12 protein-coding genes and 1 tRNA gene are annotated in these 10,876 nt (G+C 54.6%); all 13 read right to left on the bottom strand.

Annotated features, from left to right (window positions below):
• The 13 genes from Q7U71_11145 to pgsA all read right to left on the bottom strand — a co-directional run bounded on the left by Q7U71_11145 (position 1) and on the right by pgsA (position 10,685).
• Positions 1 to 72: transfer RNA gene (locus Q7U71_11145), tRNA-Thr, on the bottom strand.
• Positions 73 to 259: 187 nt separating this feature from the next.
• The gene (locus tag Q7U71_11150; GenBank protein MDO9392311.1) at positions 260 to 652 is read right to left on the bottom strand and encodes a response regulator; all 393 of its coding nucleotides are present in this window, start codon (positions 650 to 652) and stop codon (positions 260 to 262) included.
• 43 nt (positions 653 to 695) lie between these two features.
• Positions 696 to 2,189 carry a HAMP domain-containing sensor histidine kinase gene (locus Q7U71_11155; GenBank protein MDO9392312.1) on the bottom strand — a complete coding sequence of 498 codons (1,494 nt, stop codon included), beginning with the start codon at positions 2,187 to 2,189 and terminating at the stop codon, positions 696 to 698.
• A gap of 104 nt (positions 2,190 to 2,293) precedes the next feature.
• On the bottom strand, positions 2,294 to 3,091 hold the full coding sequence (locus Q7U71_11160; GenBank protein MDO9392313.1) for a class I SAM-dependent methyltransferase: 798 nt from the start codon (positions 3,089 to 3,091) through the stop codon (positions 2,294 to 2,296).
• The gene (locus Q7U71_11165) at positions 3,088 to 3,813 is read right to left on the bottom strand and encodes a polyprenol monophosphomannose synthase (protein MDO9392314.1); all 726 of its coding nucleotides are present in this window, start codon (positions 3,811 to 3,813) and stop codon (positions 3,088 to 3,090) included. Before Q7U71_11165 ends, Q7U71_11160 begins: the two co-directional genes overlap by 4 nt.
• A gap of 3 nt (positions 3,814 to 3,816) precedes the next feature.
• Entirely contained in the window at positions 3,817 to 5,190 is a 1,374-nt protein-coding gene (locus Q7U71_11170; protein ID MDO9392315.1) for a radical SAM protein, read from the bottom strand.
• Positions 5,191 to 5,196: 6 nt separating this feature from the next.
• Positions 5,197 to 5,577 carry a type II toxin-antitoxin system VapC family toxin gene (locus Q7U71_11175; protein MDO9392316.1) on the bottom strand — a complete coding sequence of 127 codons (381 nt, stop codon included), beginning with the start codon at positions 5,575 to 5,577 and terminating at the stop codon, positions 5,197 to 5,199.
• On the bottom strand, positions 5,574 to 5,777 hold the full coding sequence (locus Q7U71_11180; protein ID MDO9392317.1) for an AbrB/MazE/SpoVT family DNA-binding domain-containing protein: 204 nt from the start codon (positions 5,775 to 5,777) through the stop codon (positions 5,574 to 5,576). Before Q7U71_11180 ends, Q7U71_11175 begins: the two co-directional genes overlap by 4 nt.
• A 211-nt stretch (positions 5,778 to 5,988) precedes the next feature.
• Entirely contained in the window at positions 5,989 to 7,119 is a 1,131-nt protein-coding gene (locus Q7U71_11185) for a DUF362 domain-containing protein (GenBank protein ID MDO9392318.1), read from the bottom strand.
• A gap of 257 nt (positions 7,120 to 7,376) precedes the next feature.
• The gene (gene thpR, locus Q7U71_11190; protein MDO9392319.1) at positions 7,377 to 7,940 is read right to left on the bottom strand and encodes an RNA 2',3'-cyclic phosphodiesterase; all 564 of its coding nucleotides are present in this window, start codon (positions 7,938 to 7,940) and stop codon (positions 7,377 to 7,379) included.
• Positions 7,937 to 9,181, bottom strand: a complete 1,245-nt coding sequence (locus Q7U71_11195) for a competence/damage-inducible protein A (protein MDO9392320.1) — start codon at positions 9,179 to 9,181, stop codon at positions 7,937 to 7,939. Before Q7U71_11195 ends, thpR begins: the two co-directional genes overlap by 4 nt.
• A gap of 46 nt (positions 9,182 to 9,227) precedes the next feature.
• Positions 9,228 to 9,707: a phosphatidylglycerophosphatase A gene (locus Q7U71_11200; GenBank protein MDO9392321.1), complete on the bottom strand. Its 480-nt coding sequence runs from the start codon at positions 9,705 to 9,707 to the stop codon at positions 9,228 to 9,230.
• A gap of 381 nt (positions 9,708 to 10,088) precedes the next feature.
• A complete protein-coding gene (pgsA, locus tag Q7U71_11205) occupies positions 10,089 to 10,685 on the bottom strand; it encodes a CDP-diacylglycerol--glycerol-3-phosphate 3-phosphatidyltransferase (GenBank protein MDO9392322.1) in 597 nt (198 codons plus the stop codon).
• Between the last annotated feature and the right edge of the window lie 191 nt (positions 10,686 to 10,876).

The raw sequence follows: 10,876 nt of genomic DNA on the forward strand, positions 1-10,876 counted from the left end.
GCCACCGAAGGGACTTGAACCCCCGACCAGCGGTTTACAAAACCGCTGCTCTACCAACTGAGCTACGGTGGCAGGCCCTTTTGCCACTTGGTTATTCATCCTGAAACAAGCGTCCCGGGTTTGGTGGGTCAAGGGATCAAATCACAATTTGTAATTTTAGCAGATTTAAGGGGTAAAAGTCAAGATGAACTAAGTGTATTAACCAAAAGACCTCGTTTTTATTGCTGAAAGCCCGGGGATCAAAATGACTGTCTGGATGTCATTTCCCCTTTCCCAGCACGGCTTTTACCCTGTCCACCAGGTCCTGGGGCTGAAAAGGCTTGCAGATGTAGTCCGCCGCCTTGTCCCTTAAGGCCGCCATCTTGTCCCGTGCCTCCACCTTGGCGGTCAGCATCACCACCGGGATCCCGGCGGTCGTTTCCTCGATCTTGAGTATCTTCAGCAGCTCCAGCCCGTCCAGATCGGGCATCATGATGTCCAAAAGGATCAGGTTCGGCTTTTCCCGGTATATCAGCTGCAGGGCTTCGTGGCCGGAAAGCATAGGCAGCACATCAAACCCGGCCTCCTCCAGGATCAGCTTGACCATGTCCAGAATGTCCTCTTCATCATCTATCACCATGATCTTGGCCTTGTGATTGGTCTTGCCGTTCATAAACCCTCCTTTGGGATGAGGTTGATTTTATGGTTTTAAATGGTCAATCCGATGCCGGCAGTTCGAAACTGAAGGAGGTGCCGCCTCCCAGCCGGCTGGAGACATCGATCCTGCCGCCATGTGCTTCAACTATCGCCTTGACTATGGAGAGCCCCAGCCCCACCCCTCCGTATTTGCGGGTGGATGATCCGTCCACCTGGTAAAAGCGGTCGAAGATCCGGGGCAGGAACTCGGCCGGAATGCCGGCCCCGGTGTCGCTGACCGAGATCAGCACTTTGGGGGAAGCGTCCTCGGCGGTCAGGGTGATGCTGCCGGACTGGCTGAACTTAAGCGCATTCTCCACCAGATTGTCCATCACCTGCATGATGCGGTCGCGGTCTCCCCTGACCCTGAGGTTGGCGGGGGAAGAGACCACTACCTTCAGCTTTTTCTTGTGGGCTTCGGCCCGGTAGTTTGATGCCGCTTCCTCCAGCAAGGGCTTGAGCTCAAAAGTCGCCTCATTCAGGGCCATCCGGCCGGCCTCGATGCTGGTGATGTCCACCAGTTCAACTATCTGGTGGGTAAGTTTCTTGAGGTTGCGGCGGATCACCTCCAGCCCCTTTTGCTGGGGCGGGCTGATGGGCCCCATCTTGCCGTCCAGCAGGTACTCGGTATAGCCCACTATGGCGGTCAGCGGTGATTTTAGCTCGTGGGAAACATTGGCTATGAACTGGCTTTTAAGTTTGTCCAACTCCCTTAAGCTGAGGTTGGCCTGGTAAAGTTTTTCGTAGGAATCGGACAAGGCCGCTATGTTTTCCTTTAACTGCTGGGACATCAGGTTAAAATCGTTGGCCAGTTCGCCCAATTCGTCCCTGGTACCGACCTCCACCTGCTGGCCTATATTACCCTGCCCCACCTGCCGGATGGTCAAAGCCAGCCGGGTAATGGGATCGGTGATGGCCCGGGCGGTCAGAAAGGCCAGCAATATTCCCAGGACCACAAACAAGACTGTCAGTAAAACAACCTGCCCCAGAGTGCTATAGATCAATTGTCCCAGGGATCTATAGTTTGACAGATAGCGGACCGATATCCTGTGATCCCCGCCTTCGTCAAAGTAAGGGACGATTATGTCCAGTCCTTCGGCGTCACCGGCCAGCTTGATCTTTTGCTGGGTGGATTCCCTGAGCTTGGCCCTTTGGGCTGCCTGGGGGCTGGCCTCGGCGGGGATTGGCTTATCCCTGGAGGGCGTTTCCGGGAGGGCGGAGTCAAAAAGCACCTGCCCCTCCTGGTCGATTATCTGAATGGATTCCATGTGCCGGTTGTGCTTGATCAATCCGAGTATCTGCTGGCGCAGTTTACTGTAGTCTGGCCCGTAATGCAGTTCAAAACTTTGCCCTATTTGGGAGACTGTCAGGCTGGCAAACGAAACAACATTGGCCTCTATCTCGGCTTTTAAATACCGGCTCCGGGTAAATACTGTGGCCGCAGCATTAACCAGCAGAACCACAACCACCATCGTGCTGATGGCAATGGCAAATTTCAGCTTAAGGCTTTTCATTTATGCTTCGATCATTATTAAAACCTTATTTACACAACGCTGTTCCGATGGCCCAGTGGCCGTTTCATTGCAGAAACAAATTGTTTCAAACGTCGATCCAGCGGTCAATCCGGCTTGCGGCCATGTTTTATCCCCTCGGTCACCACCCACCACCCGGTGAAAAGCGGCCAGGGATGGGGCAGGCAGCCCGTCAGGCCAAACAGGCCGATGAATGTTCTTTCCAACCAGTCCGGAGCCTTATGTATGGCCAGCCATTCCATGACGGTAACTGCCCCGAAAGGGATATGCATAATACCTGTCTGACGGCCGGTGGCGAACCCGGTACTAGTTAAAAGTGACCTGCCCTGGCCGGCCCGGTAAAAATAATCGGTCTGGTATTCTTTTTTCTTAAAACGCTCGGCCATCCTTACTCCCAGCTTAAAGAAAGGATTGCTGCCGGAGTTGAGCACCAGCACCAGCCTCCCCCCGGGCTTCAGTACCCGATGGCACTCCCTGAGGGCTTGCTCGATCTCGGGAAAATGGTCGAAAGTTGACGGGGAGACCACCAGGTCAAAGCAGGCATCGGAACAGGCCAGGGAACGGGCATCGCTGCAGATGATCCTGATGTTGTTTTTCGATCCTCCGGACCTGTCTTTGGACCTTTGGCAGATGCCGGGCGAGATATCCAGTCCGAATATTTCTGGAGTGCTGTCCGGGCCGCTAAAAAATCCGGGGTCACCTATGGCCGCTTCGTACAGGTCGGTATAGAGCACCCTGCCCTTGCCCCCCAGCCCCCAGCGCTGCAAAAGCGACAGGTATTCCCGGGTCTTATACCGGGCCAGCGCCGGAAGCAGATAATAATCCTCAACTGAACCGGCGACCTGGTCCCAGTATTTATTTTCGGGCGAGGGTTTCCCCGTCATTTGGGGCCGCCCCATTTTTCGGTCCGGGCCAGGTATCTCAGCACCGGGATCATCACAAAGCCCTCGTACATTATCTTGAAATTGAAGGTGGATGTTCCCCGCTGCCGGTCTATGAACACAATGGGGATCTCCTTGACCCTGAAGCCGGAAAGCAGGCTGCTGTATAAAAGCTCCTGCACGATGGCCGGCCCCCGGGAGATCAGGGTGTCCACGTCCACGGTTTCCAGCACCGCCCGCCGGAAGGCCCGGTAACCGGAAGTGCAGTCGCGGATATTTATCTTCAAAACCATCCTGATGTACCAGTTGGCGAAGACCGTGATGGCATGGCGCATCCAGCCCCGTCCCACATCGGCCCCGCCCGGCACAAAGCGGGAGCCCAGCACCACGTCGGCCTGGTTCAGGCCGTCCAGCAGGGCCGGAAGGTATTTGGGATCATGCGAAAAATCGGCGTCCATCTCCACCACCGCCTCGGCCCCCCAGTTCAGGGCATAACGCAGGCCGGCGATGCCCGCCAGCCCCCGTCCCCTGATCTTGGTGCGGTGCAGCACGTGGACCCTGGGGTTCCGGGCCGCCAGTTCATCGGCGATCCTCCCGGTGCCGTCGGGGGAATTGTCGTCCACCACCAGGATGTCCACCCCGGGAGAAAAGCTGAATATCTGGCTGGTCAGCCGCTCCAGGTTCTGGGCCTCGTTGTAGGTCGGGACCATGATCATGGTCTTCATGCTCTAAGACTGTCCTTTCAGCAGGGCCATGGCTTCGGCCAGGTTTACTTTCAGCTCGGTGAGGTTGGAGATGCCTTTAAGTCTTTTGAAAATATATCCCGGCCTTAAATAGAATTTACGCATCGCTCTGCGGCGCCACTCCCCTATCCTGGCCCCGGCGGTTTCGCCTTCCAGAATATTGGATGAGGATGTCTGGTCCTGTTCCCCGTTCTGGATCCAGCCCCGGGATCTGGCTTCAGCCGTCAGCGGGGTCAGCGGCTTGGCCACCGGAACGTTGAAGGAGGCAAAGTCGGGATCCAGCTCCAGCGCAAGGTCCATGGTCTTTTGGAAGGTTGTTTCGGTCTCCCCCGGCAGCCCTAGGATGAACGTGGCCACGGTCCTGATCCGGTGCTTCTTGCACAAGGCAAAGGCCCGGCGGATGATTTCAATGGTTGTGTTCTTATGATACCGGTCCAGCAGCCCCTGGTCGCCGGATTCCACCCCCATCATCAGCAATTCGCATCCCGCCCGTTTCATCGACAGCAGGATCTCTTCGGTCAAAAGATCGGCCCGGGCAAAGCAGCCCCAGGGCAGGTTGACCTGCTTGGAGATCATCTCCGATAAAAGCCTCTCCGTCCGTTCCCTGTCCGCCCCGAAGGTCTGGTCACCAAAGGAGAAATATTTTATTCCCAGCTGCTTGAGATAAAGCAGCTCCTCTATGACCTCGGGCACCGGGCGTAGTTTATAAGGCATCTGGCCGATCAGGCAGAAATCGCACTTGAAGGGACAGCCGAAATCGGTGACCACACCGGCATAGGGAAGTTTCCGGGCAAAGGGCATCCGGTATTTTTTGTAGGGAAAAAGCTCGTGCCGGGGAACGCAGATGGAGTAATCCTTGGACGGCCCGCTCCGCCGGGCGCTGTAGATGCCGCTCTGAATATATGCGATATCGGTGATCCCGGCCCTCTGCCCGTCCAAATATCCCAGCCAACCGGGTGAGGAGTAATCCAACAGCACTGCATCGAGACAGGGATTGTTCTCCAGCAGTTTCCCGGTGTCATCGAACCCGGCATCGCCGGTGACCAGCAGTTTGGCCCCGGATAGTTCTTTCTTTAAGCGGCTGAAGAAATTCAGGTCATTCTTTAAAGAGGCTTGGCCGAAAAGGGAAATGATGTATTCCGGGCTGATCTCCCGTATCTTGTCCAGGGCCTGCCCGGTCGAAAGTCTTTGGGCCATGGCATCCAGGACTGTGATCTTATGCTTAGGATGCAGATAGCCGCTGATCACCAGCAGGTCAATGGGCGGCGTCAGGTAGGCCGCCTTGGAGACCTTGCTGCAGTAACTGTCCCGCAGGTATGTTTTATCGCCGGGAGGATTGAGCAATAGGATTTTTGCCATCTGGTCTTATACCTTTATCTTACCCGCAAATCTTACCCCGTCAAGCCCCTTAAAATGAGCATCCTGGGTCCACAGTATGGCCTTATATTTTTGGGCGGTGGCCAAAACCAGGCTGTCGGCTAAAGGCAATTTATGGAGGTGCCCCAGCCGGGCCGCCTCCAGCGCCAGTCCGGCATCCAGCTCGGCCACCAAACCCCGGTGCATCAGGGCCGCCGCCTGCAGGGCCTGATCCTCGCCCCTTTCTTTCAGCACTTTTTTAAACACTTCGTAAATGCAGATGACCGGCACCACCAATTGGCTTTCATTCTCCAGCGCCGAAGCATAATATTCTGCATTTTTGCCGCCGGCCAGATATTCCAGCCAGCCGCAGGAATCAACCAGGTTCATACCCGGTCGCCTTCCCGGTCGATAGCTGAGGACAATCCCTTTAAGAAACCTCTCATCTGCTTGAGCGGCCTTACCGGCACCAGCTCGATCCTTTGGCCGTAGGCCATCATCTCGGCCTTTTCACCCGGCTTGATGTTCAGCAGTTTGCGCACCTGAAGGGGGATCACCACCTGGTATTTTGAGGAAATGGTAACTTCCATCGTTTTCTCCATCGATATGATTATTGTCTTACGATATTATAATCGATAACGATATCGTTTGCAAGACCTATTTACAATATTCCCAATTGTTTAAAATAGTCCAAGCTGAACAGAAAACATCCTCCCTAAACATATTCACTTAATGACAGCCGGCATGTTTTAAAATAAAACCCGTACATCATGTAAATCCTGTCCGCCCCGGTATGATCCGTTACAGCTTGGCAAAGGCCTCCACCAGCATCTCCGGCGAAGGCGGGCAGCCCTCCACCCAGACCACTCCGGGCCGGCCCTGCAAATGCCTGGTGCATTCGCCCACAGCGATCACCCTTTGGCTGTTCTTGGGGATGGAAGCCTGGTGGCCGTAAACGAAGTCCACCCGGCCGAAGACCATCTGTCGCAGCACCGGCATCAGGCTGGCGGCCCACTTCCGGGGATCTTTGGCCGAGGAGACCAGGCCCTCCCGGGCCGCCCCCCCGCACAGGCTGCAGGCTAGCGGTGTGCGCTGGTTGTGCAGGCCCAGCATTTTCAGCATCTCCATCTCGGGCCGCTTGAAGCTGCGGGCGCAGTCCTCCAGCCGGTCTCCGATGATCTTTGATTCCATACCGCCCAGCCCCATCTGGCTCGCCAGTTTAAGGTGCTCCGCCTCCAGCGGGTCTATTCCCATCAGCCGGCAGCCGGCGGCATCCACCGCCAGGGGATCGGCGCCAGCCACAATAACTTTTAGATCAACTTTCTTTCCGGCGAACAGCGGCCCGTCGCCCTCGATGGCGGTGAATCCGTCCAGGATGGTGAAGTCGGGGCGGATCAGCTTATAAAGCTCGGCCACCGGCCGGTGCAGGCCGCTCTTGTGGAAACGCTTCTTGTCGGCGTAGGAAAGCAGTCCCTTCTGGTTCTTCAGTCCCAGGGTGACCAGGGTGTTGATGTGGGTCTTAAGCTTGGGCAGGTTGATGTAGTAAGCGTCTTTGAAGATCAGGGGAAGCTGCAGTTCGCCGTCGTACCATTTCACCGGATGGCGCGGTGCCTGGTTCAGGTCTACCAGAGGAACATTGTGTTTCCGGGACAGTTCGCCAAAACCTGTCCTTTCAAAGGCCTCCAAAGGATCTACCCCCAGCCCCGGCCCTTCGGCAATGGTGATATCCTTCACCCCCAGCGCTTTCAGGTGAACTATCAGCATCCCGGCCTGGCGGGCATCGCTAACCACCCCGCTGGTTCCCGGAGCGGGAAAGACCAGATTGGGTTTTAGCACCACCGGTTTCCCGGGCGGTATGTTGAACGGCAATTCGTTCAGCCAGCCGGAGAAATGGGAGATGTTGGATATTTTTTTTAAATAGATCTCAGTCATATGGTTTTTTTGCCATTTTTAGCCACTAAGACACTACTTTCATTAATGGCGATTGAAAAATGTTTTTGTGTCTTGGCGCCCCTTCGGCACAGATTACCACGCCAGCGGCGGCTCAGGGTAAACTTTGGTGGCTGAGCAGTTAACCCTTTCCTATCATAACCTTAAACTCCTTTAAATTCAAGCAAAAACTTAACAATTAATAAAAAAACAAACCCCGGGATCAAAAGCTGATCCCGGGGCTCTATCGATTGCTGGCTTCAGGACAATTTGATGGTTTCCAAAGTCTGATAAACCGGCCCGCTTTGAGTAAGCGTGCTTTTGATCAAAGCCAATTCCTCGAAACTGAACTCAATTTCCTCCAAGGGCAAGGTCCTTATTCTTTCTGCCAGTTTGTCCATATTGTTTGGGGAACGCACCCTTCCCAAAGTAAGATGGGGCTTGAACTTTTTGGGATCCCTGGCAAAACCGCAATCAGCCAGGCCGTTCTCCGTCAGAAGTTGCAGGTCTGATATCCTTTGCACCCCGTCAATCAGACCCAACCATATCACCTGGGGCCGGTTCCAGCCCGGGAAAATTCCTATCTGCCCGGTGCGGCAGTGGATTGGTGGGTGTTTTCCGTTCTGGTCAAGAAGAACTTTCCTGGAGCTTTGGACCTGCTCCGGGAATATTCCCCCCAGAAACTTCAGCGTCAGATGTGTGTTCTCAGGTTCAACCCACTTAATATCGGCCTTAGCCTCCTTGAGCCGGGTGATGACCTGGGCCAGATGTTTTTGAACCGGCGATGGCAGTTCCAGCGCTATGAAACATCGGATGAGATTCATTTACTGGCACTACCCAGATACAGCCTTAATTCATTCAGCGCCGTTTGGGCTGCCATTTCCTTTATCTGCCGTCTGGGTCCTAAAAATCTTTTTTCGATCACCTTGGTCCCTTTTGGTCCGGAAATTCCGATGAAGACCAACCCCACCGGTTTCAAAGCGCTCCCGCCGTCCGGCCCGGCTATCCCCGAGATGGAAAGCCCGAGGTCGCTTTTGAATATCTTCCTGGCCCCCAGCGCCATTTCCCTGACTGTTCCGGCGCTGACCGCCCCGTATTTTAAAAGAGTTTGCGGTTTGACCCCCAGCATTTTTTCTTTTATCCGGTTGCTGTATGCCACAATTCCGCCCAGTAAGTATTGGGAACTGCCGGGAACGTTGGTGATCCGGTCGCCTATAAGGCCGCCGGTGCAGGATTCGGCCAGACCCAGGGTCAGTTCTTTCTTTTTCAGGATCAGACCCAAAACTTCTTCCAGCGTTTGTCCTTCGCTGCCGTAGATATGGTGTTTTAAGGACATCTTCATCTTTCGGATGATCCCTCCGGCCTGCCTGTCCAGTGATTTACGATCAGCGCCGTGCAAGGTGACTCTAAGGTCCACCCCCAGCTGACCGGGCAGATAGGCCAGGACGCCGGGCTTCAAGGCCTTTTCCAAAGCCGTCAGCTTTTCCGCTATGGCCGACTCCGGGATGCCGGTGGTGCGCAGGGCTGTGGAAAGGATGAACCGGCGGCCGGGCGATCTTTCCAGATCGCTCCTGATGCTCTCCTGCCAAATAGCCTTGACCTCGCGGGGCACCCCTGGCAAAAGGATAAGTTTTTTGTTTTTAAGGTTGAACAATATCCCCGGGGCCGTTCCCTGAGAGTTGAAAAGTGCTTTGGCTTTTTCCGGGACCAAAGCCTGCTTCTTGTTGCAGGCCGGCATTGCCACGCCCCTTTTGGCAAAACGGGATTTCAGATATTCAAAAACACTTTTGTCCAATACCAGTTTCTGCCCGAAGTGTTTGGATAAAACATTTAGCGTGATGTCGTCGCTGGTGGGCCCCAGCCCGCCGGTGCAGACCACCAGATCCCCGGCTTTGAGGCCCTGGTCTACGGCTTCGATAATGTCGCTGGGGTTGTCGCCCACTGCCGTTCTCCAGACCACCGGGACCCCAATGGCCGCCAGTTCCCGGCCCAGATAGGAGGAATTGGTGTCAACGGTCAAGCCGGAGAGGAGCTCGTTGCCTATGGTGATTATGACTGCTTTCATTTTGCCGTAAGTTGTAAGCTTTAAGCTGTATGCTATATGCTATTGTTCAATGACCAGTGATCATTGGTAACAGTATCCGAGAAACTACCTGCATGACAATGTTGGCATATATCCCGGCCAACAGGTCGTCCACCATCACACCCCAGCCGCCTGGCAGCTTTTGAGACTGCCTGGCCCCCAATGGTTTGATGATATCGAACGCCCGGAACAGCAAAAAGCCGACTGCAAAGAGCCACCAGCTTTTCGGCAGCAGCCACAGCGTCACCCACATTCCCATCACTTCGTCGATCACTATCCTGCCGGCATCGTGCCCCCAGTCCTTCTCGGCCAGGGTGGCGGCCCAGACCCCCAGAAAGAAAAGCGTGATGATGATGGAAAGCTGCAGCCAGATGTTCAGCTCCGCCCCGAACCACCAGATTACAAGCCCCACCAGGCTTCCGGCGGTGCCGGGGGCGATGGGACAATATCCTGCAAATCCGGCCGAGGCCAGAGTTTTAATAAACCAATTTCCGTTATTATTCTTCATCGTATTTCTGATTTATTTAGTATTAATGTCTATCTATCCAATTAGCTCAGAAACCCGTTTGAACAACCGGTGCCAACCATGGTTGTCGCGTTAAATACTATCAGTGAGCATCGCAGTTGACGGCGGTTAATAGCTTGTCTGCCCTGTTTGAGGGCTGGCCAAAGCCCGAGTTCAGACAAGCCCGCCGGCAACGAGAAGCGCAACGCGGGCCCGCTTAAGCTTTAGCGTAAGGGTGGCCCGGATAGTATTTTGCGACGAGCTTTTTTCTTTTTGGTCCTTTTTCTTAGTTGGCGGCACAAAAAAGAAAAAGGACATAGCGGTCCAAGACATGTTTGAGTATTTCCTGCATTCCTGGTTTCTTTATATAATGGGCCCTGTTTTTTACATATTCCCCTTTAACAACCCCAGGATTAGCCATCGGCTTTTTATCAGGTAATCCAGCCCCGAGACCACCGTCAGCAGCATGGCCAGAAATATTAACCCGTCAAGCGCCGAAACATAATTTGCCAGCTGATATTCAGAAATATATGTCCCGTTGGCGGCCAAGGTATCACGGTAACAGATGAAGACCAGCACCGCCAGCACTGCCAGCATCTGGCTGGAGGTCTTAAGCTTAGCCAAAATACTTGATTCCATGATGTGTCCCCGGTAGGCCACCACGGTCCTTAGGCCCATGATCAGAAACTCCCGGACGATGATCACCATCACCATCCAGACGCTGGAGAGCTTCAGGGCCACGAAGGCCACCAGGGCCACCGCTATCAGCAGCTTGTCGGCGATGGGGTCCATGATCTTGCCGAAGCCGGTCTGCTGGCCGTTGCGCCGGGCTAGGTATCCGTCCAGCAGGTCTGTCAGCGAGGCCAGCAGAAATACCGCCAGCGCCGCATACCGGCTGTAGACGTTGTCGTAAAGCAGCAACGCCATGAACACCGGGCTGACCAGCGCCCGGCCCAGGGTCAGTTTGTTGGGAAGGTTCATAATGTATAATTTATCAGATTTGACCAGCATCTGTCAATCAGGTTTTCACAAAATCATCTTGACAGCACCGGGTATTTCAGGTATCATCAAATCAACGTTTTTTCAGGAAAGGGGAACTGCATGAAAAAATACTTGCTGCTGGGACTGCTGCTGGCATCGGGCCTCTGGAGCCTGGCCCTGGCCGAGGTGAA

This window comes from bacterium (assembly GCA_030655055.1).
GTDB lineage: Bacteria > Edwardsbacteria > AC1 > AC1 > EtOH8 > UBA5202.

What these genes read in the sequence shown, in the direction of transcription:
- Q7U71_11150 (MDO9392311.1), bottom strand. Translation starts at nt 652, where the DNA reads ATGAACGGCAAGACCAATCACAAGGCCAAGATCATGGTGATAGATGAT.
- Q7U71_11155 (MDO9392312.1), bottom strand. Translation starts at nt 2,189, where the DNA reads ATGAAAAGCCTTAAGCTGAAATTTGCCATTGCCATCAGCACGATGGTG.
- Q7U71_11160 (MDO9392313.1), bottom strand. Translation starts at nt 3,091, where the DNA reads ATGACGGGGAAACCCTCGCCCGAAAATAAATACTGGGACCAGGTCGCC.
- Q7U71_11165 (MDO9392314.1), bottom strand. Translation starts at nt 3,813, where the DNA reads ATGAAGACCATGATCATGGTCCCGACCTACAACGAGGCCCAGAACCTG.
- Q7U71_11170 (MDO9392315.1), bottom strand. Translation starts at nt 5,190, where the DNA reads ATGGCAAAAATCCTATTGCTCAATCCTCCCGGCGATAAAACATACCTG.
- Q7U71_11175 (MDO9392316.1), bottom strand. Translation starts at nt 5,577, where the DNA reads ATGAACCTGGTTGATTCCTGCGGCTGGCTGGAATATCTGGCCGGCGGC.
- Q7U71_11180 (MDO9392317.1), bottom strand. Translation starts at nt 5,777, where the DNA reads ATGGAAGTTACCATTTCCTCAAAATACCAGGTGGTGATCCCCCTTCAG.
- Q7U71_11185 (MDO9392318.1), bottom strand. Translation starts at nt 7,119, where the DNA reads ATGACTGAGATCTATTTAAAAAAAATATCCAACATCTCCCATTTCTCC.
- thpR (MDO9392319.1), bottom strand. Translation starts at nt 7,940, where the DNA reads ATGAATCTCATCCGATGTTTCATAGCGCTGGAACTGCCATCGCCGGTT.
- Q7U71_11195 (MDO9392320.1), bottom strand. Translation starts at nt 9,181, where the DNA reads ATGAAAGCAGTCATAATCACCATAGGCAACGAGCTCCTCTCCGGCTTG.
- Q7U71_11200 (MDO9392321.1), bottom strand. Translation starts at nt 9,707, where the DNA reads ATGAAGAATAATAACGGAAATTGGTTTATTAAAACTCTGGCCTCGGCC.
- pgsA (MDO9392322.1), bottom strand. Translation starts at nt 10,685, where the DNA reads ATGAACCTTCCCAACAAACTGACCCTGGGCCGGGCGCTGGTCAGCCCG.